This is a genomic window from Terrabacter sp. Soil811, from assembly GCF_001429655.1.
Lineage (GTDB): Bacteria > Actinomycetota > Actinomycetes > Actinomycetales > Dermatophilaceae > Terrabacter.
The window spans coordinates 163,559-190,248 of the sequence record NZ_LMSX01000011.1; the positions used below are offsets into that span (position 1 = coordinate 163,559).

Genomic DNA, 26,690 nt, shown 5'->3' on the forward strand with positions numbered 1-26,690 from the left:
CATGCTTTGGGGATCTGCCGCTCACGCCCTCGTGGCCCGCGCCGACCACCGACCCGAGAGGTGACGCACAATGGCGGCCATGCGCGCCCAACCCATGCAGGTCCTGCCCGTGGCCCCCGGGTCGCACGTGCCGCTGCGCCGTCACGTGCGGCACCCGCGGGAGATCCTGACCCTCGTCGTCGCGATCATCGCCTCGCTGCTCCTGCTCCTGGCCGCCTTCGCAGAGGTGTCGGCCGCCATCGACGAGCAGCGCACGCCGGACGTCTACGCGCTGGCGCTCGTGTTCGCCCCGCTGCTCGTCTGGTTCGCGCGCGGGCAGCTGTGGGCGCAGCAGCGGCTCACCGGCATCAAGCTGACCCCCGAGCAGTTCCCCGAGGCGTACGCGATGCTCGTCGACGCCGCGAGCCGCTCTGGCCTCTCCTACGTGCCCGACGCGTACGTCGTGCTCGGCAACGGTGTCATCAACGCGGCGGCGTCCGGCCACGGCTTCCGACGGTTCGTGTTCGTCAACAGCGACCTCCTCGAGGTCGGTGGAGCAGCACGCGAGCCCGACGCGCTCCGGTTCGTCATCGCCCACGAGGTCGGGCACATCGCCGCGGGTCACGTCAGCTACTGGCGCATCCTCGGCACGTTCGCCTCCCAGTGGATCCCGCTCGTCGGGTCGACGCTGAGCCGGGCCCAGGAGTACACCGCGGACAACTACGGCCACGCTCTCGCACCGCAGGGTGCCCGGTCGGCGATGGCGACGCTCGCCGGAGGCAAGTACCTCGGCCGGTCGGTCGACGTCGACGCGATGGCCGACCGCGCCGTCACCGAGCCCGGCTTCTTCGTGTGGGTGACCAACGCCGCTGCGAGCCACCCGGTGCTGCTGTGGCGCATGCACGCCCTGCGCGACCGACGCCGTCCGGGGCGGCTGCTCTGGCGCCCGAGGGAGCCGTGGCTGTGGGGCACTCCCGCGGCGCCCGGCGCCTACGCCCTGCCCGCCATGGTCGGCTTCTCGCCGACGCCGCTGGCCGAGGTGCTGTCCACCCGGCAGGTGGCCGATCGCGTCCCCGTCGACGCCGTGGCCAACACCGCGTCGGGTGCCCTGTCCAGCGCCGTGCCGTATGCCGTGCCCGCCGTGGTGACTGAGGGCGCGGACGCGGCCCCGGAACCTCGTCGCGACCCGACCGGCCAGCCGGAGCCGGTCCGTGACGACGACCGCTGGCGCCCCTGACCCGTCGGGCGAGCGCCCCGCCGCAGTCGAGCTGGGCGCTTCGCCCCAGTCGAGTGAGCGCACCGTCCCAGTCGAGTGAGCGCCCCGTCCCGCCGTCAGGCGTTCGTCGTGGCCGACACGGCGGCAGCGTGCTCGACCTGACGCCCGGAGCCGGTGGCAGCAGCACTCGCGCGGCGCTCGAGCACCGCTGACAGCACCGCCACGCCGACACCGAGCACGGCGAGACCGGCACCGACGAGGCTCGGCGCGCCGTAGCCCCAGCCCGCCGCGAGTACGATCGAGCCGAGCCAGGCGCCGAGGGCGTTCGCGGTGTTGAGCGTCGAGTGGTTGAGCGCGGCCGCGAGCGACTGCCCCTCGTGCGCGACGTCCATGAGGCGCGTCTGGAGCAGCGGCACGACGATCGAGGGCAGCAGACCCAGGACGAAGACCATGACGACCGCGAGCCAGAGGATCTGGGCGGCCCACCCGAAGAGGGCGAGGAGCACGGCGATGGCCGCGAGCGCCCCGATGATCCCCTTGAGCACGCCGACCCGGTTGGCGACCCGGCCGGCGAGCACCATGCCGACGACCATGCCGACGCCGTAGGCCGCGAGGACCCACGGGATGTAGCGCTCGTCGAGCCCGGCGAGCTCGGTCATGGTCGGGGTGATGAAGGAGTACATCGCGAACATGCCGCCGAAGCCGACGACGCCGATGAGGAGCGCGAGCCAGACCTGAGGCCGGCGCAGCGCCTGCATCTCGGCCCGCATCGACTCCTCACCGCTCGGCGGCTGGTGCGGCAGGAAGACCGCGATGGCCGCGACGGTGAGGGCGGCGATGACGCCGACGAGGACGTAGGGCAGGTGCCACGAGAAGCGCTGCCCGAGCAGGGTCGCGAGCGGCACGCCGACGACGTTGGCGACACCGAGGCCACCGAGGATGGCGGCGACGGCCGCCGTGCGGCGCCGGTGCGACACGAGGGACGCGGCGACGACCGAGCCGATGCCGAAGAAGGCACCGTGCGGCATACCCGCGAGGAAGCGGGCAGCCATGACCGTCGGGTACGTGTTCGCCGCGAGGACGGCAAGGTGCGCGACGGCGAAGAAGGCCATGAGCCCCATGAGCAGACCCTTGCGCGGCGCCTTGGCGAACGCGATGGCGATGAGCGGCGCACCGACCACGACGCCGAGGGCGTAGGCGGAGACGTAGTGACCGGCGGTGGCGATGCCGACCCCCGTCCCGTCGGCGATCTGCGGCAGCAGGCCCATCGTCACGAACTCCGTCGTGCCGATGGCGAACCCACCGACGGCGATGGCGAGGATGGCGAGGGTCGTGCGGCGTGCTGCGGGACTCACAGGGCTCTCCGGGTTCGGTCGTTCGTCGGCATCCACGATGGTGGCGGCGGGCATGAGTGGTGCGGATCGCCGTCGACCCGGTCTCGGACCCCAACGGTAACGGTGCCGCGGCTACGGTGATTCCCATGCCCAGCACCTTCGAACGCCTGGTCGGTCGCCTGCGCGGCCTCGTGCGAGCCTCGCCCTCAACGACGCGCACCCGTTCGTCCGCGCCCAGCGCGCCGCAGCGTCCGGCTGCCACCTCGACTCCGTCCGCCACCGCGAGGCCCTACCCCGGCGACGCGACGACCTTGCCGGACACCACGTATGCGCCGCGACCGGACGGCCGCCCCGATCCCGGCGAGATCGTCTGGACCTGGGTGCCCTACGAGGAGGACCACAGGCAGGGCAAGGACCGGCCGGTGCTCGTCATCGGGCGCGAGGGCGACTGGCTCGTCGCACTGCCCCTGACGAGCAAGGACCACGACCGCGACGAGCAGCAGGAACGACGCTCGGGCCGCGAGTGGGTCGACGTCGGCACCGGCGCGTGGGACGGCCGAGGGCGCCCGAGCGAGGTCCGGGTCAACCGGCTCGTCCGGGTCGACCCCGACGGCGTGCGCCGCGAGGGTGCCGTGCTCCCCCGCGACCGCTACGACGAGGTCGTGGCCGCTGCGCGCGCCCACCACGGCTGAGACGCAGATCGGGCCCGCCACCACGAGGTGACGGGCCCGTTCAGACGAGAGGGTGGTGCGTCAGAGCGACGCGACCTTCTTCGCCAGCGCCGACTTCTTGTTGGCAGCCTGGTTCTGGTGGATGACACCCTTGCTGACAGCCTTGTCGAGCTTCTTCGAGGCGGTCTTGAGGGCCTCGGCAGCAGCGTCCTTGTCGCCGGAGGCCGTGGCCTCGCGGACCTTGCGGACCCACGTGCGAAGCTCGCTCTTGACGGCCTTGTTGCGCTCGGTGCGCGTCGCGTTCGTCTTGATGCGCTTGAGCTGCGACTTGATGTTTGCCACGTTGATGGTTTCTTTCGTTCGGTCGGATGGTTGCCGTTAGAGGGCGGCAAAGCTGCTCGGGACCGGGCGTGGGGACACCCTGCGTGAGCGGCTCTGGATGGTGCATGCATGCGCGCACGACCTGAGCGCGCACGCAAGGGTCAAAGTTACCAGCGGGCGGGGCGCTCGACCAAACCGGAGGTATGCCGTCCGGCGCGGTCCGCGCGGTCGTCCGGTGAGCTCGACCTCAGCGGGCCGCTCGCGCCCGGGAGATGGTCAGGATCGCCCGCTCGACGGCGTACACGGGGTCGCGGCCGCCGCCCTTGACCTCGAAGTCCGCGGCTGCCACCGCCTGCACGGCGACGGCGAGCCCGTCCGCGGTCCAGTGGCCGACGGCGCGGCGGGCCTTGTCGATCTGCCACGGGGCCATGCCGAGGCTCTTGGCGAGCTGGGCCGAGCTGCCCCGGCCGGCCGCGCCGACCTTGATGAGCTGACGCAGCTGCGAGGCGATGACGGCGACGATCGGGACCGGGTCGACCCCGGTGGCGATGGCGTGTCGGAGCAGGCGCAGCGCCTCGCCGGACTGCCCGGCGATCGTCGCGTCGGCGACCCGGAAGCCCGTGGCCTCGACCTTGCCCCCGTGGTAGGTGTCGACGACGGCGTCGTCGATCGTGCCCTCGGTGTCGGAGACGAGCTGGGAGCAGGCCGCGGCGAGCTCGCGGACGTCCTTGCCCACGGCCTCGATGAGGGCCCGCACGCCCTCGCTCGTGATCTTGCGCCGGGCCGCTGAGAACTCCTTCATGACGAAGTCGGTCTTGTCGCGGTCGGTCTTGATGGCCGGGCACTCGATGACGCGGGCCCCGGCCTTCTTCATCGTGTCGAGGACCTTCTTGCCCTTCATCCCTCCCCCGTGCGCGACGACGAGGCCGACGTCGGGGTCGGGCGCCGCGAGGAGCGCGAGCAGGTCGAGCTGGAGCTCGTCGGGCGACTCATGGAGGTCGCGCACGACGATCGTCTTGGCGCCGCCGAAGAGCGAGGGGCTGGCGTGCATCTGGAGGGCGCCGGACTCGTAGGTCGCGGCCTCGATGCGGATGACCTCGACGTCGGCCTCCTTGGCGCCGGCGAGGACGCCGGCGACGGCCCGCTCGACGAGGACGCCCTCGGGGCCGGTCACGAGCACGAAGGGAAGGATGGCCGGGTCGGTCATGGCCGCAACTCTGCCATGCGACGGCGACACCGCGGGACGCCCGGGATCCCGGCAAGCCCGCTGACGCGTGTCAGTCGAAGAGGGCGCCCGACGCGATGGTCAGCCCGAGCTGCTCGACGCGAGCGGCGATCGTCTCCTCGGGCAGCTCGAAGTGGTCGACGAGCTCGTCGAGCTGCATGCCGGTCTCTGCTGCGTCGCGCAGCTCCTCGTCCTGCTCGTCGGTCCACGCGTGCCCGGACGTCACCGCGCTGCGCGAGGAGACCGGAGCCGGCGGGGCCACCGCGACCGGCCTCGGGTGCTCCGTGCCGTCGGCGTCGGACCGGGCCCCGGTGAGCGACCGCAGGGCCGGCTCCTCGACGGCGACGGGCGGCGGCGCCATGGCGTCGAGCCGGGCCAGCGCGGAGAGCACCATCTTCCTGTCGGTCGTCGGGTAGAAGGGGGGCAGCGAACGCTGGAGGAAGCCGGCATACCTCGCCGTCATCATCCGGGAGTCGAGGAAGGCCACGACGCCGCGGTCGTCGGCACGGCGCACGAGACGTCCGGCGCCCTGGGCCAGGCGCAGCGCGGCGTGGGTCGCCGAGACGGCCATGAAGCCGTTGCCGCCCATCCGCGCGATCGCCTGCGACCGGGCGGAGGCGAGCGGGTCGTCGGGTCGCGGGAACGGGATGCGGTCGATGATGACGAGCTGGCACGACGAGCCCGGCACGTCGACGCCCTGCCACAGGGTGAGCGTGCCGAAGAGACAGGTGCGAGGGTCGCGCGCGAACTGGCGCACGAGGGTCGTGATCTGGTCCTCGCCCTGGCAGAGGACCGGGATGTCGTCGCCGAACCGCGCGCGCATGACCTCGGCGGCCGTCTGGGCCGCCCGCATCGACGAGAAGAGACCGAGGGTGCGGCCTCCGGCAGCACGCACGAGCTCCTCGATCTCGTCCAGCGTGTCGTCGCCGGCGCCGTCACGGCCGGGCGGCGGCAGGTGGGCGGCGACGTAGGCGATGGCCTGCTTCGGGTAGTCGAAGGGGCTGCCGACGTCGAGGCCCTGCCACGTGGGAGCGCCCTCGCCGCGCAGCCCGATCGTGCCGGCCACCGCGTCGAACGTGCCGCCGAGCTCGAGCGTCGCGGACGTGAGGACGACGGTGCGCGCCTCGAAGACCTTGTCGCGCACGAGCATCGCGACGCTCATCGGCGCGACGCGCAGGACCGGCCCGCGGCGCTGGTCGCGATTGAGCCAGACGACGTCGAGCTCGCGCTCCTCGAGGATCCGCTCGGCGTTCTCGTGGATCTCGTCCACGGCGGCACGGGCCACCTGGCGGGCGCCGTCGGCCTCCTGGCCGGGCGGTGGCTTGAGGTCGCTCTGGACGGTGCGGGCCGTGTCACGCACCCGGGCGAGCGCGAGGCCGACGGAGTCGGGGATGCCGAGCATCCGCCCCTCCTCGAGCGGCTCGAGCGCCTGGGCGAGCATCTCCCCCGCCTCGTCCATGGCGGCGGTGTTGTCGGACATGCGACCGGCCTTCTTCGCAGCCGTCATGACCATGGTGCCGGTCAGCTCGTCGGTGATCGTCGCCGTGACGCGGTCGACGAGCTCGTGGGCCTCGTCGACGACGAGCACGTCGTGCTCGGGCAGCATCTGCCGGCCCTCGAAGGAGTCGATGGCCATGAAGGAGTGGTTGGTGACGATGACGTCGACGTCCTTGGCGGCCTCGCGGGCGCGCTCGACGAAGCACTCGGCGACGAGCGGGCACTTGCCACCCATGCACTCGTGCGCCGACACCGAGACCTGCCGCCACGCGCGCTCCGAGACGCCGGGCACGAGCTCGTCGCGGTCACCGGAGTCGGTCGTGCTCGCCCACTCGCGCAGCCGGACGACCTCCTGGCCGAGACGGCCGACGGCGGCGTCGACCTGCCCGACCGACAGCAGTCCGTCCTCGTCGTCGGGGAAGCCACCCTCGAGCTTGTTGAGGCACACGTAGTTGCGCCGCCCCTTGACGAGGGCGTAGGTCGGTCGTCGCCCGAGCACGGGCGCGAGCGCATCGGCGACCCGCGGCATGTCGCGGTCGACGATCTGTGCCTGCAGCGCCAGGGTCGCGGTCGCGACGACTGCCGGCTTGCCCGCCTCGAAGGCGTGCGCGACGGCGGGCACGAGGTAGGCGAGCGACTTGCCGGTGCCGGTCCCGGCCTGCACGAGCAGGTGCTCGCCGCCGTCGATGGCGTGAGCGACGGCCTTGGCCATCTCGACCTGCCCGGGGCGCTCGGCACCGCCGACCCCCGACACCGCTGCGTGGAGGAGGTCGTCGAGCGCGGGTCGCTGAGGCATTGGATCAGCGTATGCCGCAGGGCCGACTCGCCGTGCCACCCGTCCCCCGCGTCGCGTGACCCGCGGTCCGGTCCGCGCGCAGGGGCTGTGGCTCGGAGGCTCGGAGGCTCAGTGACTCCGTGCCCAGCGTTCGCCGAGCTCGGTGCCCGTCGGCGCGGTGGCGTCGAGCGTCGAGGGCTCTGGCGTGCACAAGGCGTCGAGCTGCAGGCCGAGGTAGCGGCGCCGGAGGGCGACGGTCCGCTCGGGGTCGTCGACGCGTACGGCGGTCAGCTGCTCGAGCAGCATGGGGACGTCAGCTGCCTCGACGTCGCTGCGCAGGCGACCGGTGGCCTGCGCCCGCTGCACGAGAGTGTCGACGAGGTCGCCGCCGCGGACGGCGAGGTCGCGCAGCTCGACCGTCGACCGGAACGTGCCGGCCAGCCGGACGGTCAGGGCGTGGACGTCGGCCTCGACCACGTCGGCGAGGAAGGCCTCGAAGGCTGACCACGCGTCACGGTCGTCGGCGAGCGCCCGCTCGGCCAGCTCGACGAAACGGCGTAGCCCGTCGCCGCACACCCGCTGCAGCAGCTCGTCCCGGCCGGCATAGCGACGGTAGAGACCACCGACACCGACTCCGGCCGCCTGCGCGACCGCGGCCATCGAGGCCTCCGGATCGCGCAGCAGCACCTCCCGCGCCGCCTCGACGATGGCAGCGTCGTTGCGCGCCGCCTCCGCCTGGCGACCGCGTCGCGGGCGGTCCCGCGCGTCGTCGGCGTCGGGCTCCCCTGGCGTGCGGCTCGGCATGGACCGACCGTACCACTTGAACGGAACGCACCATTCCGTTAATGTCTATACGGAACGAACCATTCCGATAGAGAGGCACCCCGATGGACACGACGCAGACCGCCTGGACGATCCTCGACGCGGCGCACGCGGCCCTGCGCGACACCGTGACCGCGGTGCGCACCGACGAGTGGGACGGCCCCACCCCGTGCTCCGACTGGACCGTGGCGCAGGTGCTCCAGCACGCAGCCGGCGACCAGCAGGCCTACGCCGCGTTGCTCGGCGAGGGCGACTTCCCGGCATACGACCCCTTCTCCCCCACGGGCACGCTGGAGACGAGCGCGCTCGAGCTGCTCGACCCGCCGCTCAGGGCATCCCGCCTTGCCTTCTCGCGCGTCGGCGCGGACGACCCCGCGGTCGCCGTGCCGCTCCCGCAGGCACGGCTGGTCGCTCCGGTCGCCGTGGGCGCGGCCGCGCTGGACGCAGCGGTGCACGCCTGGGACATCGCGGTCGCGACCGGCCAGCCGTCCCCCATGGACGCCGGGCTCGCCGCGCAGCTGTACGCCGTGGCTGTCGAGATCGTCGAGCCCCTGCGCGGATTCGCCTATGCCGCAGCACTGCCCGGCGTCCAGGGTGATGCCGTCGACCGGCTGCTGCGCTACCTCGGACGAGACCCCAGCTGGTCCCCGACGCGCTGAGCCGCAGCCGTCCGTCTCCGACCGTCCGTCCGGACGTGCCGGCCTGGGACGGACGTCACGCCACCGACTGCGCCGATCTCGTTGTGCCGAGGCAGGTCCGGGGGTTGTATCGAGGTATGAGCGCACCCCTGCCCACCGACCTCGACATCGCGAACGCGGCGACCCTGCGTCCGCTCGCCGACGTCGCCGCCGACCTCGGCGTCACGTCCGACCACCTCGAGCCGTGGGGGCGTGACGTCGCGAAGATCGACCTCGCCGTCCTCGACGAGCCACCCCACCAGCCCGACGCGAAGTACGTCGTCGTCACCGCGATCACGCCGACGCCGCTCGGCGAGGGCAAGACGACGACCTCCGTCGGGCTCGCCCAGGCGCTGCAGCGGCTCGACAAGCGTGCCGTCGTCGCGCTGCGCCAGCCCTCGATGGGTCCGACGTTCGGGATCAAGGGCGGTGCGGCCGGCGGCGGCTACAGCCAGGTCGTCCCCATGGAGCGGCTCAACCTGCACCTGACGGGTGACTTCCACGCCGTCACGTCGGCCCACAACCTGCTCGCCGCGATGATCGACAACCACCTGCACCACGGCAACGCGCTCGGCCTCGACGTCCGCAACATCACGTGGCGCCGGGTGCTCGACGTCAACGACCGGGCCCTGCGCAGCGTCGTCATCGGGCTCGGTGCACGTCAGGACGGCGTGGCCCGCGAGACGGGGTTCGACATCACGGCCGCGAGCGAGGTCATGGTGCTGCTCACCCTCGCGACCTCGCTGCGCGACCTGCGCGAGCGCCTCGGCCGGATCGTCGTCGGCTACACGACCGAGGGGAAGGGCGTCAGCGCCGAGGACCTGCACGCCGCCGGAGCGATGACGGCGATCCTCGCGGACGCCCTCAAGCCCAACCTGCTCCAGACGCTCGAGGGCGGGCCGGCCATCATCCACTGCGGGCCGTTCGGCAACATCGCGACGGGCACGTCGTCCGTCACGGCCGACCTCATCGCCATGCGCGGCAGCGACTACGCCATCACCGAGGCCGGCTTCGGGGCCGACATGGGAGCCGAGCGCTTCTTCGACGTCAAGTGCCGGGTCAGCGGGCTCAGGCCCGACGTCGCCGTGATCGTGGCGACGGTCCGCGCGCTCAAGACCCATTCGGGGAGGTATGCCGTCAAGGCCGGAAAGCCCCTGCCCGCGGGCCTGCTCAAGGAGAGTCCCAAGGACGTCGAGGCCGGGTTGGCCAACCTTCGCAAGCACGTCGAGATCGTGCGTCGCTTCGGCGTGCAGCCCGTCATCGCGATCAACGCCTTCCCCGACGACCACGACTCCGAGCACGCCGTCATCCGCCGCTTCTGCAACAGCCTCGGGGTCCGCTCAGCGGTGACCCGTCACGTCGCCGAGGGCGGGGCGGGAGCGCTGGAGCTCGCCCAGGTCGTCATCGAGGCCGCGCACGAGCCGACGAGCTTCGAGTTCCTCTATCCCCTCGACCTGCCGCTCGAGCAGAAGATCGAGGCCATCGCCACACAGATCTACGGCGCCGACGGGATCGACGTCAGCCCGGCGGCGGCCAAGGCGCTCAAGGACTACGAACGGCTCGGCTACGGCGGGCTGCCCGTGGTCATCGCCAAGACGCACCTGTCGATCTCGTCCGACCCCTCGCTGCGCGGAGCCCCACGCGGGTGGCGGATGCCGGTGCGCGAGGTCCGGGCAGCGGTCGGGGCCGGCTACGTCTACGCGATCTGCGGAGACATGCGGACCATGCCGGGCCTGCCGACCTCCCCCAACGCCGAACGCATCGACATCGACGAGAACGGTTCCGTCACCGGCCTGTCCTGACCCCGGTAGGCCTCCTCACGACCGCTCCGACCGCCGCGGCACCGTCTCGTCGGAGCTCGGCCGAGCTCGTCACCGGTCAGTCCAGGGGCAGGCCGTCGACGCGACGGGCCATCGCGACGTCGTCGCGGTAGTCGGTGGCGGTGAGGCGGAGCCCGCGTGGCACCCGGCCCACCTCGGTCCAGCCCGACCGCTCGTAGAACTCCCCCAGACCGAGGCCGTCGCGGTAGTCGAGGCGCAGCAGCTCGACCCACGGCAGCTCGCGTCGGGCGATGCCGACCATGCCGCCGAGGAGGATGCGGCCGAGGTTGCGCCCGTGGGCGGCCGGGTCGACCATGAGCCGCTTCAGCCCGGCGACGTGGTCGTAGGGGAAGCCTCTCGAGTGCTCCCAGAAGCCGATGCCGAGCAAGGAACCGCCGGGATCCCTGAGCACACAGAGCAGCGAGCGCCGCGCCCGGACGTCGTCGAGGTGCCCGTCGAGCGCGGCCGCCACGTCGTGCCGGGTCGCGCCGGGCAGGAAGCCGACGGAGCCACCGGCGTCGTTGACGCGCACCCAGAGGTCCACGACGGCCTCCCGGAGCTCGGCGCCGACCGCCTCTCGAGGCACGGACGCGACCTTCGGCGCCTCGAAGTAGGGCATCGGCTCGCTGTCCGGCTCGCCCTTCATCCGCCGGGTGCCGACCTGGACGAGTCCCGCCGACACCGCCGTGCGCATCGACGCCGCATTGACGGCGTCGACCATCGCCGTCACGAGCGCGTCCGGGCGGTGCTCGACGCCCCACGCGACGACCGCGCGCGAGATCTCCCGCCCGAGACCTGCACCCAGGCGGTCGTGCGCGAGTCGGTAGTAGAGGTTGAGGCTCGAGGCGTCGGAGTCCTTGTGCCGCAAGCCCGCCCACCCGATGACCTCGCCGGTCGCGCGGTCGACGACGGCGGCATACCCCAGCTCGTCCCGCTCCCAGTCGGCGACGTCGTCCGCGAGACGCTCACGGCACCGCTCGGGGCTCGGCATGCTCGAGGGCGAGTGGGCATACGTGCGCGGGTCGCTGTGGAGGCGGACGTAGTCGTCGAGGTCATCGGCCCGCGGACGGCGCAGGACGAGCCGCTCGGTCGTCAGCCAAGCTCCCCCGTCGTCGGCAGCAGCGGTCACGGCGCCTGTCGCTCGGGCGCGCGCGTCTCGCAGGCGGCCAGAGGCGCGCCGTCGCAGCAGGGCTCGATGTAGAGGCACTTCGGGCAGCGGTTGTGCGCCTGCTCGGCATACATCTGGGTGCCGCAGTAGGGGCACGGGATCTCGAGGGCCATGCTCCTCATCCTCCCCGACACCCCCGACGGCCGGGCACCGACATGCCGAAGGGCCCGGTGAGGGGCCCTTCGGCGGTGTCCGTCAGCTGGCGACGACGGCGTAGGCCGCGAGGTCGGGCTCCATGCTGGGCGTGACCTTGGCGCGCAGCCGGGTCCCTTCGGCCACGTGCTCGCTCTCGAGGATCTCGCCCTCCTCGTGGAGGCGCGAGATGAGGTCGCCGCGCTCGTAGGGCACGAGCACCTCGACCTCGATGTCGGGCTTGGGCAGCTCGTGGTCGATGAGCGCGCGCAGCTCGTCGAGCCCGGCGCCGGTGCGCGCCGACACCGTGATGCAGTGCTTCTCGTGGCGGCGCAGCCGGTCGAGCACCTCCGGGTCGGCGATGTCGGCCTTGTTGACGACGATGATCTCCTTGATCTGGTCGCCTCCGACCTCCGCGAGCACCTCGCGCACGGCCGAGATCTGGCCCTCGGGGTCGGGGTGCGAGCCGTCGACGACGTGCAGGAGCAGGTCGGAGTCGCCGACCTCCTCGAGCGTCGAGCGGAACGCCTCGACGAGCTGGTGGGGCAGGCTGCGCACGAAGCCGACCGTGTCGGCGAGCGTGTAGACGCGACCGTCCTCGGTCTCGGTGCGGCGCACCGTCGGGTCGAGGGTCGCGAAGAGCTGGTTCTCGACGAGGACGCCGGCGCCGGTGAGGCGGTTGAGCAGCGAGCTCTTGCCGGCGTTGGTGTAGCCGGCGATCGCGACGGACGGAACGCCGCCGGCGCGGCGCGAGTGGCGACGGGTGTCTCGGCTCGTCTTCATGCCCTTGATGTCGCGGCGCAGCTTGGCGATCTTCGTGTTGATGCGACGGCGGTCGAGCTCGATCTTCGTCTCACCGGGTCCACGCGAGCCGATGCCCTCACCGCCGGCGACCCGGCCACCAGCCTGACGGGACATCGACTCGCCCCAGCCACGCAGGCGCGGCAGGAGGTACTGGAGCTGGGCCAGCTCGACCTGGGCGCGGCCCTCACGGCTCTTGGCGTGCTGGGCGAAGATGTCGAGGATGAGCGCCGTGCGGTCGATGACCTTGACCTTGACGACGTCCTCGAGGGCGCGCCGCTGGCTCGGGGCCAGCTCGCCGTCGCAGATGACGGTGTCGGCGCCCTCCTCGACGACGATGTCGCGCAGCTCGATCGCCTTGCCCTTGCCGAGCCAGGTCGCCGGGTCGGGCTTCTGACGACGCTGGACGACGCCCTCGAGCACGGTCGAGCCGGCGGTCTCGGCGAGCGCCGCGAGCTCACGGATGGAGTTCTCGGCGTCGTCGGCGGTGCCCTCGGTCCAGACACCGGCCAGCACGACCCGCTCGAGGCGCAGCTGGCGGTACTCGACCTCGGTGATGTCCTCGAGCTCGGTCGAGAGGCCCTGGACGCGGCGGAGCGCGGCGCGCTCCTCGCGGTCGAGCTGGTCGCCGTCGTAGAGCGGGTATGCCGTCTCGTCGGTCTCGTGGAGCTCCTCGGCCAGCGCGTCGGCGCGGGTGGCGAAGAGTGTGCGCTCCCGCTGCACGGCGCGGTCGGTGTCGCTGGGGTGGTTCGTGTGGTTGCTCGTCATGTTCTCCCTATGGTCCCACCCCTAGAACGCCACGAGCCACTCGTTTGTGCCCGAACCGGCGTGCAGGGCACGGCGGGTTGGGTGCCGCGGACGACGGGCCGGGGCCGATACGGTGACCGTGATGAGCGAGCCGACCGACCACTACTTCACCGCCGAGCCGGCCACCCCGGAGGAGCGTCGCACCATCGAGGTCACCCTCGACGGGCACCGGTACACGCTGACGACGGCCCGCGGCGTCTACTCCCCCGACCGCCTCGACCCGGGCACGGCCGTGCTGCTCCAGGGCGCTCCCGACCCGAGCCCGACCGGCGACCTGCTCGACGTCGGCTGCGGCTGGGGCCCGATCTCCCTGACGCTCGCGCTCCGCTCCCCCGGCTCCAGGGTCTGGGGTGTCGACGTCAACCGCCGGTCGCTCGACCTGGCGCGGACCAACGCCGCGGCGGTGGGGGTCGACAACACGACCTTCTGCGAGCCGGACGACGTGCCCGACGACGTGCGCTTCACGACGATCTGGTCCAACCCGCCGATCCACGTCGGCAAGGCCGCCCTCCACGCCCTGCTCGAGCGGTGGCTCCCACGCCTGGCCGACGACGGCGTCGCGCACCTCGTCGTCCAGAAGCACCTCGGCTCCGACTCGCTCCAGCGGTGGATCACCGAGCAGGACTGGGGCCTCAGGTGCACCCGCCTGTCGTCCGCCAAGGCCTTCCGGATCCTCGAGGTGCGCCGTTCCTGACATGGACGGGGCCGTCGACGACGCGCGTGCCCTCGTGGCGCACTGGTTCCCCGAGGCGCGGGCTGCGTGGCTCGGCGGGAGCGTCGTCCTCGGCTCCGCCACCCCGGGCTCCGACCTCGACGTGACCGTGCTCCTGCCCGGGCCACCAGCGCCGTACCGCGATGCGCGGCGCTTCCGCGACTGGCCGGTCGAGCTCTTCGTGCACACCGAGACGTCGCTCGGCCACTACGTGCGGCGCGACGTCGCCGGCGGGCGGCCCACCATGGTGCGGCTGCTCGGAAGCTCGGTCGTCCTCCTCGACAGCGACGGGTCCGGTGCCCAGTGGCAGCGGACGGCGCAGCAGCTGCTCGCCGCGGGACCTCCCCGGCTCACCGGCGACGACCTCGCCACGATGAGGTATGCCGTCACCGACCTGCTCGACGACGTGACCCACGCGCACGACGCCCACGAGCGGCTCGTCTGCGCCGTGCTGCTCGCCGACGAGGCCGCCCACCTGCTCCTGCACGGATCGGCTCACTGGTGGGGCCGCGGCAAGTGGGTGGCGCGCGAGCTGGCCGACTTCGACGAGCGCGAGAACACCTCTTGGCGGGAGAGGCACGAGAAGGCGCTCGTCACGGCGGCTGCCGGCGACGTGTCGCTGCTGCTCGCCTTCGCCGACGACGTGCTGGCCCGCCATGGCGGTCCGCTGTTCGAGGGCTTCAGGCTCTCCGGCACCGACCCTGCTGCGCCACCGGCTCCCGGTTCGACCTGATCCCGAGCCCCGGGTGGCTGCCGCCACCACCCGAACGGGAGCCGACGGTCGTCAGAGCGGGAAGTCCCCGTCGGCGACGAGCACCGCGGGTCCTGCGAGCTCGACCCGCTGGCCGGCCAGGGGCGTGACGGTGAGGCGCCCACCCGGCACGTCGACCGTCCACGGGCTCAGGTCCTCCACCCCGGACCAGAAGCGCGTCGCAAGGGCGGCCGCAGCAGCGCCCGTGCCGCACGACCGGGTCTCGCCGACCCCACGCTCGTGGACGCGCATGGCGATGTGACCGGGTCCGACGGCTCGGACGAACTCGACGTTGGACCCGTCGGCCGGCTCCGGATGCAGCTCGGGCGCCTCACCGAGGTCGAGGTTCTCGAGGGCGATGCCCTCGGGCAGCATGACGACCGCGTGCGGGTTGCCGAGGTCGAGGGTCAGCGCCGGCACGGGCTTGCCGTGGCGCGGCTTCACCATGACGTCGAAGCCGTCGCGGCGGGCACCCTCCTCGTCGCCGAGACGCCACGGACCAAGGTCGACGGCATACCCCTGCTCGACGACGCGCACCGTCTTGACACCGGCACGCGTGGCGATGCTGAACGTCGAGCCGAAGGCGAGCCCCTCCCGGCGGAGGTACTCGGCGAAGACGCGCGTGCCGTTGCCGCACATCTCCGCCAGCGAACCGTCGGCGTTGCGGTAGTCCATGAACCACTCGGCCTCGCGCGACTGGGCGCGGACGGCCTCGTCGGTCGACAGCGCCGTGCGCACGACCCTGATGACGCCGTCGGCCCCGAGGCCGGCGTGCCGGTCGGCGATGCGCTGCACCTGGGCGGGGGTGAGCTCGAGCGAGCCCTCGAGGTCGGGGACGAGGACGAAGTCATTCTCGGTGCCGTGGCCCTTGGTGAAGCGCGTCATGTCAGTCATTCTCCGGTATGCCGTCGCGCACCCGCGCATCCGCCTCACGAACCGCCGCGAGGGCCCGGTCGAGCAGGTCCGGGTCGGTGGCATCGAGCCACACGATTCGGGGGTCGGGCCGGAACCACGACTCCTGCCGGCGGGCGTAGCGGCGCGTCGCCTGGGCCGTGTCGCTGCGCGCCGTGGCCTCGTCGAGGGCGCCGTCGACGACGGCGATGGCCTGGCTGTAGCCGATGGCCCGACTCGCGGTGACGCCGTCGCGCAGACCCACGGCGAGCAGGGCCTCGGTCTCATCACGCAGCCCCGCCTCCCACATGCGCTCGACACGCCGCTCGATGCGTTCCACGAGGACGTCACGGTCGACGCGGAGGCCCAGGACCACTGCCGGAGAGACGAACTCACGCGTGGGCATCGACGCACTGAACGGGCGGCCGGTGAGCTCGATGACCTCGAGGGCCCGGATGACCCGTCGGCGGTTGCCGGGCAGGATCGCGGCGGCGGCCCGTGGGTCGAGAGCGAGCAGCCGCGCGTGCATCGCGTCACCACCGACCACCTCGGCCTCGGCCTCGAGGCGCCCGCGCACGGCGGCGTCGGTGGGCGGGATCTCGAGCCGGTCGAGGGCGGCTCGGACGTAGAGCCCCGAACCGCCGACGAGGAGCGGCCGGTGGCCCCGCCCGCGGATCGCGGCGATGTCGACGCGGGCCGCCGCCTGGTAGCCGGCGACGCTGGCCTCCTCGGTCACGTCGAGGACGTCGAGCTGGTGGTGGGCGATGCCGCGCCGCTCGGCGGCGGGGAGCTTGGCCGTGCCGATGTCCATGCCGCGGTAGAACTGCATGGCGTCGGCGTTGACGATCTCACCACCGAGCCGCGCGGCGAGGTCGAGGGCCAGGTCGGACTTGCCCGTCGCCGTCGGCCCGACGACCGCGACCACGGGCGCACCGACCGTCGGCGCGTTCTCGGGCGTCACGGCGTACGGGACCGGAGGCCGGGCGGGTCCGTCACGAGGGGCGCGCGCTCAGCCGATGAGGTCGTCGGCGTACTCGTCGACCTCGTCCTCGTCGTGACCGAAGGGGTCCTTGTCGACGCCCGGGTGCCACGAGCTGCCGGGCTTGCCCCACCCGTTGCGCTTGACGGCCTTGCGGGCCTTCTTGGACTGGCGGTCGTCGAGACGGTCGACGTAGAGCGTGCCGTTGAGGTGGTCGTACTCGTGCTGCATGCACCGGGCGAACCAGCCGGAGGCGTCGAACTCGACGCGGTTGCCGTCGATGTCGAAACCGATGACGTGGGCGCGGTCGGCGCGCTTGAGCGGGAAGGCCTCACCGGGCACGGAGAGGCAGCCCTCGGTCTCCTCGTCGGGGTTCGGGCGCTCCTGCGGGATCTTCGAGGTGGTCACCGTCGGGTTGATGACGTGTCCCTGCTCCGGGACGCCGTCCTCGTTGGCCATCTTCCAGATGAACACCCGCAGCCCGACGCCGATCTGGGGTGCCGCGAGCCCGACGCCGTTGGCCGCGACGTTCGTCTCGTACATGTCCTCGACGAGGGTGCGGAGCTCGTCGTCGAAGTCCGTGACGAGGGCGGCGGCCCGGTGCAGGACGGGCTCACCGGTGATGACGATGGGGCGCACACTCATGCACCAAGTCAAGCACGTGGGGACGCGCTGACCCGAATCGGCTCAGACGACAGAGCAGCCCGACGCCACCGGGGTGACGGCCGGTCGACCGATGGACGGCATGCCGAGGCTCACGGCCGGCTTGCCCGTGCCTTGCGGCGCGTCCTGGAGCGCCGCCCAGGCGTCACCCCCGGGGGTGCGCCGGACGGCATACGTCCCGCCCTCGAGGCCCGAGTCGGCCACGAGGTGGTGCGGCGCGCCGTACGTGACCTTCACGGTGACCATGTCGCCGGGGCGGGGCACCTCAGCGCCCTCGGGAACGGCGAAGTGGACGAGCCGGTTGTCGCGGGCCCGCCCTGACAGCCGCTTCGTCTCGACGTCCTTGCGACCCTCCGACGGCGCGACGAGCACCTCGACCTCACGGCCCTCGACGGCGCGGTTGCCGGCCCAGCTGAGCTCCTCCTGCAGGGCGATGAGTCGCTCGAAGCGCTCCTGCACGACGGCCTTGGGGACCTGGTCATCCATCGTCGCAGCGGGGGTGCCGGGCCGGATGGAGTACTGGAAGGTGAAGGCGCTGGAGAAGCGTGACTCGCGGACGACGTCGAGCGTGCCCTGGAAGTCCTCCTCGGTCTCGCCGGGGAAGCCGACGATGATGTCGGTCGTGATCGCCGCGTCCGGGATGTGCTGGCGGACGGTCTCGATGATCCCGAGGAACTTCGTGCTCCGGTAGGAACGGCGCATGTCCTTGAGCACCTTGTCCGAGCCGGACTGGAGCGGCATGTGCAGGCTGGGCATCACGTTGGGCGTCTCGGCCATCGCGAGGATGACGTCCTCGGTGAAAGCAGCCGGGTGCGGGCTCGTGAAGCGGACGCGCTCGAGGCCCTCGATCTCGCCGCAGGCACGCAGCAGCTTGCCGAAGGCGAGGCGGTCGCCGAACTCCACGCCGTAGGTGTTGACGTTCTGGCCGAGCAGGGTCACCTCGACGACGCCCTGGGCCACGAGCGCCTCGATCTCGGCGAGGATCTCGCCGGGGCGACGGTCCTGCTCCTTGCCGCGCAGGCTCGGCACGATGCAGAAGGTGCACGTGTTGTTGCAGCCGACCGAGATGGAGACCCAGGCGCTGTAGGCCGAGTCCCGACGGGTCGGCAGGGTCGAGGGGAAGACCTCGAGGCTCTCGAGGATCTCGACCTCGGCGCGCTTGTTGTGGGCCGCCCGGTCGAGCAGGGCGGGCAACGACCCGATGTTGTGGGTGCCGAAGACGACGTCGACCCACGGCGCGCGCTGGACGATGGTGCCACGGTCCTTCTGGGCCATGCAGCCGCCGACCGCGATCTGCATGTCGGGGTTCTTCTGCTTCGCCGGGCGCAGCTGACCGAGGTTGCCGTACAGCTTGTTGTCGGCGTTCTCGCGCACGGCGCACGTGTTGAAGACGACGACGTCGGCGACCTCCGGCCGCTCCCCGGTCGGCAGGCTCGCGAGGTCGACGTAGCCCGCCGTCTCGAGCAGCCCGGCGAGTCGCTCGCTGTCGTGGACGTTCATCTGGCACCCGTGGGTGCGGACGTCGTAGGTGCGGGGCGAGCCGGCGGGCGCGGTCGTGGCGGCCTCGGGCGTGGGCGCGAAGTTCTGCATTGTCATGGCACCGACAAGGGTACGTCGTGCAGCGCGCTCCCACGGCCGGGCGCCGTCGACGCTCTGGTCCGGCCTCGATCCCAGCGCGCGAGACGAAGGAATAGGGGCGACGGTGGACCTGTTGACCCCATTGCTTGACAGTTCAACAACTTGGGTGAATCATAGTTGTTGAAGATTCAATAACCTACTCCGAAGGACACATCATGGGCCTGTTCAACCGCACCAAGGACGAGACCGTCTCCGAGACCCCCTCGGTCGCTGTCGAGAACATCTCCGGCGACTACACCATCGACCCGAGCCACACGCGCATCGGCTTCTCCGCCCGCCACGCGATGGTCACGAAGGTCCGCGGCCACTTCGACGAGTTCGAGGGCTCGGCCCACGTCGACACCGTGACGCCGGCGAACTCCTCGGTCACCGTGACGATCCAGGCCGCCAGCGTCACCACGGGCAACGAGCAGCGCGACGGTCACCTCAAGACCCCTGACTTCTTCGACATCGCCACCTACCCGCAGATCACGTTCGTCTCGACGAACGTCGAGCGCGACGGCGCCGAGTGGGACATCACCGGCGACCTGACCATCAACGGTGTCACCAAGTCCGTGACGATCCCCTTCGAGGAGACCGGCTCGGCCAAGGACCCGTTCGGCAACACGCGCGTCGGCTTCGAGGGTGACGTCACCATCGACCGCACCGAGTGGAACCTCTCCTTCAACGCGGCCCTCGAGACCGGTGGCGTTCTCGTCAGCGAGAAGGTCAAGCTCGAGTTCGACGTCTCCGCGATCGCCAACGTGCCCGCCGAGGTCTGAGCAGCACCGCACCACAGCACACCCAAGGGGGTGAGGACCACACGGTCCTCACCCCCTCGTGGTGTCCGGAGGGCATGCCGTGAGCACCGCGACGCTCCTCAGTCACGACGGTGCTCGGGCAGCCCGTCGACCGCGTCGCGGATGATCGGCCACGCGACCTCCCCCGAGTAGCCCTTGCGAGCGAGCAGCCCGGCCAGACGTCGGGTCTGGACCTCGGGAGCCAACCCGCGCATCGAGCGCAGCTTCTTGGCCACGAGCTGCTCGGCCCGAAGCCTCTCGTCCCCGGCACCCACCTGACCGAGCGCCTCGTCGGCGATCTCCTGGTCGATGCCCTGCTTGCGCAGCTCGTGCGCGAGCGCGCGCCGGGCCAGGCCCTTGTCCGACTGCTTCGAGCGGACGAGCATCTGGGCGTACGCCTCGTCGTCGATGAGACCGACCTCGGCCATCCGGTCGAGGACCTTTGCCGCCACGTCGTCCTCGCAGCCGCGCTGGCGCAGCTTCTTCTCGAGCTGGGCACGGCTGCGCGGCGCCATGCTCAGCTGTCGCAGGACGATCGCGCGTGCCACCGACTCGGCATCGGCCTCGGGCACGGCCGTCTCGACGTCCTCCGGCGGGGGCGCCCAGTCGGGTCGCTCCCCCACGTCAGCGGAACCCCAGCCGGAGCGCGGTTTGGCAGACCGGCGCCCCTGACGGCCGGAGCCGCTGGCACCGCCCGACCGGCCCGAACGCCCGCCGCCGCGGGACCCTCCCGACGGGCTCGACCCGTCGGATCGGGTCATGCGTGTGCTCGCGGGCCGCGCGCTCTCATGCCCGGTCGGCTCGGCGCGGACGGGCACGGACCACGGCAGTACGGACCGGCTCGCACCGGCCTCGGCCGCCGACTCCCCCGAACCTGCATCCGAGCCTTCCGCCGACGCACCGCCGGCTCGCACCCCGGCCACCCCCTCGGCCTCAGCCAGGGCGGCCGCGGCGCGAGCCAGACGGTCCCGTGCGGTCTCCTGTTCGGAGAGACCCATGATCAGAAGTCGACAGGCACGTCCGAGACCTCGGCGGGCTGGTCGACGCGCGGCCCGACGCCGAGCTTCTCCTTGACCTTCTTCTCGATCTCGTCGGCGAGGTCGGGGTTGTCCTTGAGGAAGTTGCGGGCGTTCTCCTTGCCCTGGCCGAGCTGGTCGCCGTCATAGGTGTACCAGGCACCGGCCTTGCGGACGAAGCCGTGCTCGACGCCCATGTCGATGAGGCCGCCCTCACGCGAGATGCCGTGGCCGTAGAGGATGTCGAACTCGGCCTGCTTGAACGGCGGGGAGACCTTGTTCTTGACGACCTTGACGCGGGTGCGGTTGCCGACCGGCTCGGTGCCGTCCTTGAGGGTCTCGATGCGACGCACGTCGAGGCGGACCGAGGCGTAGAACTTCAGCGCCTTGCCACCGGTCGTCGTCTCGGGCGAGCCGAACATGACGCCGATCTTCTCGCGGAGCTGGTTGATGAAGATCGCCGTGGTGCCGGTGTTGTTGAGGGCGCCGGTGAGCTTGCGCAGCGCCTGGCTCATGAGTCGCGCCTGCAGGCCCACGTGGCTGTCGCCCATCTCACCCTCGATCTCGGCGCGCGGCACGAGGGCCGCCACGGAGTCGATGACGATGATGTCGATGGCACCCGAGCGGATCAGCATGTCGGCGATCTCGAGCGCCTGCTCGCCCGTGTCGGGCTGCGACACGAGCAGGGCGTCGGTGTCGACACCGAGCTTCTTCGCGTAGTCCGGGTCGAGCGCGTGCTCGGCGTCGATGAACGCCGCGATGCCACCGGCCTTCTGCGCGTTGGCGACCGCGTGGAGCGCGACGGTCGTCTTGCCCGAGGACTCCGGGCCGTAGATCTCGACGACGCGTCCGCGCGGCAGACCGCCGATGCCGAGAGCGACGTCGAGGGCGATCGATCCGGTGGGGATCACCTCGATGGGCGGACGGATGTCGTCGCCGAGGCGCATCACCGCACCCTTGCCGTAGCTCTTCTCGATCTGGCCCATCACCGAGGAGAGGGCCTTGTCCTTGTCCTTTTCCTGCACCGAAGCCATGTCGGTCACCTATCTGCCGTCTGCGTTGCGGTCGTCTACCTTCGACCCGGGCCACGGCCTCGTGCTGCGAGGTCCGCTGTCGGGTCAGACGCTAGGTGCCGGCGCCGACATCGGGAGGATCCACGAGACGGCCTGTGGACGATGCGGGTGGTGGCGCAGGACCTGTGGAGAACACTACCGAACAGGTGTTCGAAGTCCGTACGACACGCCGATCCCGGGTCAGCGTGTCGCTCTCAGCCGCGTCAGCGCCCGGTCGAACGCGGCGTAGGCCGTGTCGGAGAAGAGCCAGAACCGCGCCTCGCGCACCCCGCCGTGCACCGTGAGCGCTCCCGCCAGCGCCTCGAGCGACACCACCGCCGCCGCGTCGAGCGGGTAGCCGTAGACCCCGCACGACACGGCGGGGAAGGCGAGCACCGCGCAGTCGGCGGCGTCGGCGACCTCGACCGACCGCACGTAGCAGCTCGCCAGGAGCTCCGGCTCACCGTCACCTCCCCCGCGCCAGACCGGGCCGACCGTGTGGATGACGTGCCGCACGGGCAGCCGACCGGCGCCGGTGATCTTCGCGTCGCCGGTGTCGCACCCGCCGAGCAGCCGGCACTCGGCGAGCAGAGCCGGCCCCGCTGCCCGGTGGATCGCCCCGTCGACACCGCCGCCGCCCAGCAGGGACCGGTTCGCGGCATTGACGATGGCGTCGGCCGAGGCGTCGCTCGTGATGTCGCCGTGCCGCAGCGTGATCCGCGACAGACCGGGGTCGAGCGACGCCGGCATCAGCGACCGGCCTGACCGCCCTGGGCTCCCCGGGCGACACGGGTGTCACGTCCGAGACGTCGCTCCGGTGGCACGTCCATGTCGACGCACAGCGCTTCCCACACCGCACGCGGCGCCTCGCCATCGGCGAGGGCCTGCACGACGGTGCGGTTGCCGAGCGCACCCAGCACGTGGTCACGGGCGAGCGACCCGGCATACGCCGCGCCGAACTCGTCGTCCATCAAGGTCCAGAAGTGGCTGATCCGCACCACTGCAGTGTGCCACCCGGAGCACCGGAACCGTTCCGCGCGAATCCGTCGTCGGAGCGTTATCGCAACCGGCCGCGGACGTCCGGCGCTGCCGGTATCGTCCTCTCGTCCCGCGCGCAACCGCAGGACGCACCGAACTCTTCAGGGGAGCACACCATGACCGAGCCCACCGAGCCCACCGAGCCCACCGAGCCCACCGAGCCCACCGAGCCCACCGAGCCCACGCACGGGGCGAGCCAGCCCTACACCTACCCGACGCCCGCCGGAGCGGCCGAGACCGTTCCCGGCGAGGTCACCCTCTCCGACGACCCGCAGCCGCCGACGTCCGGGGGCCGCAAGCGCACGGGTCTGCTCGTCGGTGGCGTCGTCACCGCCCTCGTCCTCGGTGGCGCCGGCGCCTTCGCCTTCCAGACGCTGAGCGGCGGCGGTTCGCAGCCCGCTGACGTGCTGCCCGGCGACGCCTACGCCTACGTCCGTCTCGACATCGACCCGTCCGCCGGCCAGAAGATCGCCGCCGTGCGCTTCTTGGGCAAGCTGCCCCAGGTCAAGGACACGCTCGGTGCCGACGACCCCCGCAAGCAGCTGTGGCAGCTCGCCTCGAAGGACGCGAGCAACGACTGCGTCGCCAGGTTCAGCTACGACACGGACATCGCGCCCTGGCTCGGTGACCGGGTCGGCGCCGCGATCCGTCCCGGTGGCACCGCGGACGCGCCCAACGTCGCCATCGCGATCCAGGTCAAGGACGAGTCCGCGGCCAAGGACACCCTGACCAAGCTGTTCGCCTGCGACAAGGGCGGGTCCGACACCGAGCTGCGGATGAAGGACGGCTACGCCATCGTCACGCCGCCCGGCGTGGGCGACGCCACCCTCGCGGCTGCCGCCAAGGGCACGCTCGCGCAGAACGCCGACTTCACCGCCGACATGGCGGCCCTCGGCGAGCAGGGCATCCTGTCGGCCTGGTTCGACATGGGCACGGGACTGAAGGAGATCCAGAAGTTCAGCGGCACGACCGGCATGGACGCGACGGCCCTGGCCTCGGCCAAGGGACGCTTCGCGACGGCGGTGCGCTTCGACGCCGACTACGTCGAGATGGCCGGCGTCGTGCGCGGCGCCGACGCGACGAAGTCCGTCAAGGGCGACGGCAGCGAGGTGGCCTCGCTGCCGGCCAACACGATGGCTGCCTTCAACGTCTCCGGCGCCGACCAGATGCTCGACTCGGCGTGGCCCCAGCTGAAGAAGCAGATCGAGAGCCTCGCCGCCGCCGACGGTGAGTCCGACCCGATCGGCATGGTCGAGCAGCAGCTCGGCATCAAGCTGCCCGACGACCTCAAGGTGCTGCTCGGCCGCTCCTTCACCCTGGCCATGCCCGAGCAGGACCTCAAGAGCGACGTTCCGGTCCTCGGGGCCAAGGTCGTCTCGAGCGACGCCAAGCGCGCCGACGAGCTCGTCGGCCGACTCATGGAGTCGGTCGGCGTCGGCGGCGACGTGCTGACCCACAAGGTCGAGGGCGACAAGGTCTTCGTGGCGACGACGCCCGACTACGCCGACGACCTCAAGTCGGGCGGCAAGCTCGGCGACAGCGACACCTTCAAGGTCGCGGTCGGTGACGTCAGCAACGCGACGGCGACGCTCTTCGTCGACCTCGACAAGGTCGACGCCATCGTCAAGGGCGACGTCCACGGCGAGGCCAAGTCCTTCCTCGAGTCGCTGCGTGCCGTGGGCTTCACCGCCACCAACACCGGCAACGGTGAAGGCTCGTTCACGTTGCGCGTCCTGGGCGACTGACACCACCTCGCACGCACGAAGGGCCCCGCTCCGGCGGGGCCCTTCGTGCGTGCGGTGTGCGGTGGGTCAGTCGTGGTGGACGAACCCGCTGATCCCGAGACCGCCGGTCATCGGCACACGGATCTGGTTGCCCGAGTAGGCGATTCCACCCACGACGGGTGACGTGACCGACCACCATGCGGCGTCGAGGTCACTCACCTCGGTCGTCGGTTCGGCAGCCACGAGCGCTGCCGCGGCCCCGACCCCGACGTGGCTCTCCATCATCGAGCCCACGATGGTGCGCAGGCCGACGTCGTGGGCGCGGCGCAGCATGTCGCGGCCCACGGTGAGCGATCCGCACTTGGCGAGCTTGACGTTGACGAGGTCCGCCGCGCCGAGCCGGATGATCCGTTCGAGGTCGTAGGGCCCGTAGCACGACTCGTCGGCCATGACCGGCAGCCCGACCCGCTCCCGCACCCAGGCCAGGCCCTCGACGTCGTCGGCCACGACCGGCTGCTCGACGAACTCGACCCCGAGGTCGGCGACCTCGAGTGCGCGGATGACCTGGACGGCCTCCTCGCGCGTCCACCCCTGGTTGGCGTCGAGCCGGATGCCGACGTCGGGTCCGACGGCGTCGCGCACCGCCGCGACGCGCTGCACATCGGTGCTCGCGTCGGTGCCCACCTTCATCTTCAGGGTGCGGAAGCCGTCGGAGACGCGCGCGCGCGCCGTGGCGGCGAGGGCGTCAGCCGCACCTGCCGACAGGGTGACGTCGGTCGTCAGCACCTCGCGTATGCCGTCGGGCCGGGTCGCGAGCAGCGCCGCCACCGACGTGCCCTCCGCCTGGGCGACGAGGTCGTGCAGGGCCGCGTCGACCGCGGCCTTGGCACCGAAGTTGCGGGCGACGGACCTCTGGACGACGGCAGCGGCAGCGGCGAGGTCGCTGCGGTCGTCGAGCCGGTGGCCCGTGACGGCAGGCGCGAGCATCTGCTCGATGCACGCCGTGGCGCTCGCGAGCGACTCCCCCGTCACCTGCCACACCTGGGGCGCCTCGCCCCAACCCGTGCGGCCGTCGCTGTCGGTGATCGTCGCGACGACGGTGTCGGTGGTCTCGGTGCGGCGCAGGGCCGTGACGAACGGGGTGTGGAGCCGCACGGACGAGGTCGTCGTCGTGACCCGCGCGACGGTCGTCATGCCTGCTCCCCCTCGGACCCCGGCTGCGCCGCGAGGTCGGTCACGGACTCGGTCACGGACTCGGTCACGGGCTCGGTCGGGTCGTCGGTCGGGTCGTCGGTCGGGTCGTCGGTCGGGTGCTCGGCACGCCAGACGTCCCGGGCGATGCCGGCAACGAAGACGGCGGCCTCCGTCTCGTCGAGGTCGATCGTCGTGCAGACGGCGATGACGAACGGCTCCTCGCCCACCGGCCGCACGAGCGCGACGTCGTGGGAGACGCCCGGGATCCAGCCTGACTTGCTCGCAGTCGGGGTGCCCGGGGGCAGGCCCGCCGGCGCCTGGTCGACGTGCTCCTGCCGGGCCAGCATCGCCTCGACGGGCGCCAGCACCTCGTCGCCACCGAGCGCGGGCTCGCGGCGCCCGACCGCGGCCATGACGAGCCCGAGGTCGGCGGCGGTCACGGTGTTGGTGATGCCGGCTCGACGGGCCACGGCGTCCTCGATGCCGCGCCCGACCACGGTGGCCGGCGAGCAGCCGACGATGCGCAGCACCTCGGCGACCTCGTCGAGACCGACGACGTCGACGAGCAGGTTGGTCGCGATGTTGCTCGAGTGGGTGATGGCCTGCTCCGCCAGCTCTCCCAGCGTGCGGGTGCCGCCGAGCGCCGCCCAGGTCTGCGGGTCCTGGTCCTCGGCCTCGTCGAGGTCGAACGGGGAGCCGTCGAGCACCGAGGCGAAGGTGCCGGTCACCGCGACCGGCGCGTCGAGGTCGAGCTCGCCGCGCACGACGCGGCGGAAGGCCGCGATGACGAGCGGGAGCTTCATCGTGGACGCGGCGTAGTGCGGCGCGAACGCGTCGTGCTCGTAGCGGGGCCGTCCGTCGAGGTCTCCCAGCCACACCGACACCGTCGCGTCAGGGTCCGAGGGGTTCGTGGGGTTCGTGGCTTCCGAGGGGTCCGAGGCCGAGACGGCCCGGTCCAGTCGTGAGTCGAGGTCCGAGAAGGGGCTGGGCACCCCAGCACGGTAGACG

The 26,690-nt window shown here is 71.9% G+C and carries 26 protein-coding genes; 8 read left to right on the top strand and 18 right to left on the bottom strand.

Translation table 11 applies throughout. The features are described 5' to 3' along the window. The first annotated feature begins 79 nt into the window (after positions 1-79). Positions 80-1,216, top strand: a complete 1,137-nt coding sequence (locus tag ASH01_RS19810) for a M48 family metallopeptidase (protein ID WP_235509680.1) — start codon at positions 80-82, stop codon at positions 1,214-1,216. A 95-nt stretch (positions 1,217-1,311) separates the two neighbouring features. Here ASH01_RS19810 and ASH01_RS19815 read toward each other — a convergent pair whose 3' ends face one another. Next, the gene (locus ASH01_RS19815) at positions 1,312-2,550 is read right to left on the bottom strand and encodes an MFS transporter (protein WP_082620035.1); all 1,239 of its coding nucleotides are present in this window, start codon (positions 2,548-2,550) and stop codon (positions 1,312-1,314) included. Positions 2,551-2,675: 125 nt separating this feature from the next. Between ASH01_RS19815 and ASH01_RS19820 the strand changes: the two genes are divergently transcribed. Next, entirely contained in the window at positions 2,676-3,221 is a 546-nt protein-coding gene (locus ASH01_RS19820; RefSeq protein WP_056780361.1) for a type II toxin-antitoxin system PemK/MazF family toxin, read from the top strand. Positions 3,222-3,281: 60 nt separating this feature from the next. Here the strand turns inward: ASH01_RS19820 and rpsT are convergent, their stop codons facing one another. The 4 genes from rpsT to ASH01_RS19840 form a co-directional block, all read right to left on the bottom strand. Continuing rightward, complete coding sequence (rpsT, locus tag ASH01_RS19825) at positions 3,282-3,542, bottom strand: 30S ribosomal protein S20 (protein ID WP_020142594.1); 261 nt, start codon at positions 3,540-3,542, stop codon at positions 3,282-3,284. A gap of 226 nt (positions 3,543-3,768) precedes the next feature. Further along, on the bottom strand, positions 3,769-4,728 hold the full coding sequence (gene holA, locus ASH01_RS19830; protein ID WP_056780172.1) for a DNA polymerase III subunit delta: 960 nt from the start codon (positions 4,726-4,728) through the stop codon (positions 3,769-3,771). A 70-nt stretch (positions 4,729-4,798) separates the two neighbouring features. After that, a complete protein-coding gene (locus ASH01_RS19835; RefSeq protein ID WP_056780175.1) occupies positions 4,799-7,039 on the bottom strand; it encodes an ATP-dependent DNA helicase in 2,241 nt (746 codons plus the stop codon). Between the two features lie 108 nt (positions 7,040-7,147). Beyond that, complete coding sequence (locus tag ASH01_RS19840; protein WP_056780177.1) at positions 7,148-7,822, bottom strand: TetR family transcriptional regulator; 675 nt, start codon at positions 7,820-7,822, stop codon at positions 7,148-7,150. 83 nt (positions 7,823-7,905) lie between these two features. On the opposite strand from ASH01_RS19840, the gene ASH01_RS19845 reads away from it, so the two are divergent. Continuing rightward, positions 7,906-8,499 carry a TIGR03086 family metal-binding protein gene (locus tag ASH01_RS19845; protein WP_056780180.1) on the top strand — a complete coding sequence of 198 codons (594 nt, stop codon included), beginning with the start codon at positions 7,906-7,908 and terminating at the stop codon, positions 8,497-8,499. 116 nt (positions 8,500-8,615) lie between these two features. Further along, complete coding sequence (locus ASH01_RS19850) at positions 8,616-10,319, top strand: formate--tetrahydrofolate ligase (RefSeq protein ID WP_056780182.1); 1,704 nt, start codon at positions 8,616-8,618, stop codon at positions 10,317-10,319. A gap of 76 nt (positions 10,320-10,395) precedes the next feature. On the opposite strand, the gene ASH01_RS19855 is transcribed toward ASH01_RS19850, so the two are convergent. From ASH01_RS19855 to hflX, 3 genes are all read right to left on the bottom strand, one after another. Further along, positions 10,396-11,466 (bottom strand): GNAT family N-acetyltransferase, encoded by a 1,071-nt coding sequence (locus tag ASH01_RS19855; protein ID WP_056780185.1) that lies wholly within the window; start codon positions 11,464-11,466, stop codon positions 10,396-10,398. Then, entirely contained in the window at positions 11,463-11,618 is a 156-nt protein-coding gene (locus ASH01_RS23120; protein WP_020142601.1) for a hypothetical protein, read from the bottom strand. Before ASH01_RS23120 ends, ASH01_RS19855 begins: the two co-directional genes overlap by 4 nt. An 82-nt stretch (positions 11,619-11,700) precedes the next feature. Then, the gene (gene hflX / locus ASH01_RS19860; RefSeq protein WP_082620021.1) at positions 11,701-13,206 is read right to left on the bottom strand and encodes a GTPase HflX; all 1,506 of its coding nucleotides are present in this window, start codon (positions 13,204-13,206) and stop codon (positions 11,701-11,703) included. 121 nt (positions 13,207-13,327) lie between these two features. Between hflX and ASH01_RS19865 the strand changes: the two genes are divergently transcribed. Then, positions 13,328-13,939, top strand: coding sequence for a class I SAM-dependent methyltransferase (locus ASH01_RS19865; RefSeq protein WP_056780187.1), 612 nt, complete (start codon positions 13,328-13,330; stop codon positions 13,937-13,939). A gap of 1 nt (position 13,940) precedes the next feature. Further along, positions 13,941-14,690 carry a nucleotidyltransferase domain-containing protein gene (locus tag ASH01_RS19870; RefSeq protein ID WP_056780190.1) on the top strand — a complete coding sequence of 250 codons (750 nt, stop codon included), beginning with the start codon at positions 13,941-13,943 and terminating at the stop codon, positions 14,688-14,690. Positions 14,691-14,741: 51 nt separating this feature from the next. Here ASH01_RS19870 and dapF read toward each other — a convergent pair whose 3' ends face one another. Genes dapF through miaB form a run of 4 tightly spaced genes read right to left on the bottom strand, consistent with a single transcriptional unit; the run spans position 14,742 to position 18,831 of the window. Then, positions 14,742-15,593, bottom strand: coding sequence for a diaminopimelate epimerase (dapF, locus tag ASH01_RS19875; protein WP_056780194.1), 852 nt, complete (start codon positions 15,591-15,593; stop codon positions 14,742-14,744). A 1-nt stretch (position 15,594) separates the two neighbouring features. Beyond that, the gene (gene miaA / locus ASH01_RS19880) at positions 15,595-16,560 is read right to left on the bottom strand and encodes a tRNA (adenosine(37)-N6)-dimethylallyltransferase MiaA (RefSeq protein WP_056780197.1); all 966 of its coding nucleotides are present in this window, start codon (positions 16,558-16,560) and stop codon (positions 15,595-15,597) included. 48 nt (positions 16,561-16,608) lie between these two features. Further along, a complete protein-coding gene (gene def, locus ASH01_RS19885; protein WP_056780200.1) occupies positions 16,609-17,223 on the bottom strand; it encodes a peptide deformylase in 615 nt (204 codons plus the stop codon). A 42-nt stretch (positions 17,224-17,265) separates the two neighbouring features. Beyond that, entirely contained in the window at positions 17,266-18,831 is a 1,566-nt protein-coding gene (gene miaB, locus ASH01_RS19890; RefSeq protein WP_056780202.1) for a tRNA (N6-isopentenyl adenosine(37)-C2)-methylthiotransferase MiaB, read from the bottom strand. 203 nt (positions 18,832-19,034) lie between these two features. Here miaB and ASH01_RS19895 point away from each other — a divergent pair, with 203 nt between their 5' ends. Beyond that, the gene (locus ASH01_RS19895; RefSeq protein ID WP_056780206.1) at positions 19,035-19,640 is read left to right on the top strand and encodes a YceI family protein; all 606 of its coding nucleotides are present in this window, start codon (positions 19,035-19,037) and stop codon (positions 19,638-19,640) included. A 98-nt stretch (positions 19,641-19,738) separates the two neighbouring features. Here ASH01_RS19895 and ASH01_RS19900 read toward each other — a convergent pair whose 3' ends face one another. From ASH01_RS19900 to ASH01_RS19915, 4 genes are all read right to left on the bottom strand, one after another. Next, positions 19,739-20,281 carry a regulatory protein RecX gene (locus ASH01_RS19900; RefSeq protein WP_056780209.1) on the bottom strand — a complete coding sequence of 181 codons (543 nt, stop codon included), beginning with the start codon at positions 20,279-20,281 and terminating at the stop codon, positions 19,739-19,741. 377 nt (positions 20,282-20,658) lie between these two features. Beyond that, positions 20,659-21,708: a recombinase RecA gene (gene recA, locus ASH01_RS19905; RefSeq protein ID WP_028785358.1), complete on the bottom strand. Its 1,050-nt coding sequence runs from the start codon at positions 21,706-21,708 to the stop codon at positions 20,659-20,661. Between the two features lie 219 nt (positions 21,709-21,927). Then, a complete protein-coding gene (locus tag ASH01_RS19910) occupies positions 21,928-22,476 on the bottom strand; it encodes an O-acetyl-ADP-ribose deacetylase (RefSeq protein ID WP_056780211.1) in 549 nt (182 codons plus the stop codon). Further along, positions 22,476-22,724: a DUF3046 domain-containing protein gene (locus tag ASH01_RS19915; protein ID WP_082620036.1), complete on the bottom strand. Its 249-nt coding sequence runs from the start codon at positions 22,722-22,724 to the stop codon at positions 22,476-22,478. Before ASH01_RS19915 ends, ASH01_RS19910 begins: the two co-directional genes overlap by 1 nt. Before the next feature lie 156 nt (positions 22,725-22,880). On the opposite strand from ASH01_RS19915, the gene ASH01_RS19920 reads away from it, so the two are divergent. Next, entirely contained in the window at positions 22,881-24,509 is a 1,629-nt protein-coding gene (locus ASH01_RS19920) for a DUF3352 domain-containing protein (RefSeq protein ID WP_056780216.1), read from the top strand. Between the two features lie 66 nt (positions 24,510-24,575). On the opposite strand, the gene ASH01_RS19925 is transcribed toward ASH01_RS19920, so the two are convergent. Together ASH01_RS19925 and ASH01_RS19930 are read right to left on the bottom strand one after the other, a co-directional pair. Continuing rightward, entirely contained in the window at positions 24,576-25,682 is a 1,107-nt protein-coding gene (locus tag ASH01_RS19925) for a dipeptide epimerase (protein ID WP_056780219.1), read from the bottom strand. Next, entirely contained in the window at positions 25,679-26,674 is a 996-nt protein-coding gene (locus tag ASH01_RS19930; protein WP_056780223.1) for a serine hydrolase, read from the bottom strand. The genes ASH01_RS19925 and ASH01_RS19930 overlap by 4 nt, the downstream gene beginning before the upstream one ends. Positions 26,675-26,690 lie beyond the last annotated feature (16 nt).

Bases quoted from the DNA above. Each gene is read 5' to 3' on its own strand.
- def (WP_056780200.1), bottom strand. From the start codon at position 17,223: ATGAGTGTGCGCCCCATCGTCATCACCGGTGAGCCCGTCCTGCACCGG.
- ASH01_RS19845 (WP_056780180.1), top strand. From the start codon at position 7,906: ATGGACACGACGCAGACCGCCTGGACGATCCTCGACGCGGCGCACGCG.
- ASH01_RS19865 (WP_056780187.1), top strand. From the start codon at position 13,328: ATGAGCGAGCCGACCGACCACTACTTCACCGCCGAGCCGGCCACCCCG.
- ASH01_RS19820 (WP_056780361.1), top strand. From the start codon at position 2,676: ATGCCCAGCACCTTCGAACGCCTGGTCGGTCGCCTGCGCGGCCTCGTG.
- ASH01_RS19925 (WP_056780219.1), bottom strand. From the start codon at position 25,682: ATGACGACCGTCGCGCGGGTCACGACGACGACCTCGTCCGTGCGGCTC.
- dapF (WP_056780194.1), bottom strand. From the start codon at position 15,593: ATGACGCGCTTCACCAAGGGCCACGGCACCGAGAATGACTTCGTCCTC.
- ASH01_RS19835 (WP_056780175.1), bottom strand. From the start codon at position 7,039: ATGCCTCAGCGACCCGCGCTCGACGACCTCCTCCACGCAGCGGTGTCG.
- ASH01_RS19910 (WP_056780211.1), bottom strand. From the start codon at position 22,476: ATGCCGGCGTCGCTCGACCCCGGTCTGTCGCGGATCACGCTGCGGCAC.
- ASH01_RS23120 (WP_020142601.1), bottom strand. From the start codon at position 11,618: ATGGCCCTCGAGATCCCGTGCCCCTACTGCGGCACCCAGATGTATGCC.
- ASH01_RS19920 (WP_056780216.1), top strand. From the start codon at position 22,881: ATGACCGAGCCCACCGAGCCCACCGAGCCCACCGAGCCCACCGAGCCC.
- ASH01_RS19810 (WP_235509680.1), top strand. From the start codon at position 80: ATGCGCGCCCAACCCATGCAGGTCCTGCCCGTGGCCCCCGGGTCGCAC.
- hflX (WP_082620021.1), bottom strand. From the start codon at position 13,206: ATGACGAGCAACCACACGAACCACCCCAGCGACACCGACCGCGCCGTG.
- ASH01_RS19850 (WP_056780182.1), top strand. From the start codon at position 8,616: ATGAGCGCACCCCTGCCCACCGACCTCGACATCGCGAACGCGGCGACC.
- miaB (WP_056780202.1), bottom strand. From the start codon at position 18,831: ATGCAGAACTTCGCGCCCACGCCCGAGGCCGCCACGACCGCGCCCGCC.
- recA (WP_028785358.1), bottom strand. From the start codon at position 21,708: ATGGCTTCGGTGCAGGAAAAGGACAAGGACAAGGCCCTCTCCTCGGTG.
- ASH01_RS19895 (WP_056780206.1), top strand. From the start codon at position 19,035: ATGGGCCTGTTCAACCGCACCAAGGACGAGACCGTCTCCGAGACCCCC.
- holA (WP_056780172.1), bottom strand. From the start codon at position 4,728: ATGACCGACCCGGCCATCCTTCCCTTCGTGCTCGTGACCGGCCCCGAG.
- ASH01_RS19840 (WP_056780177.1), bottom strand. From the start codon at position 7,822: ATGCCGAGCCGCACGCCAGGGGAGCCCGACGCCGACGACGCGCGGGAC.
- ASH01_RS19870 (WP_056780190.1), top strand. From the start codon at position 13,941: ATGGACGGGGCCGTCGACGACGCGCGTGCCCTCGTGGCGCACTGGTTC.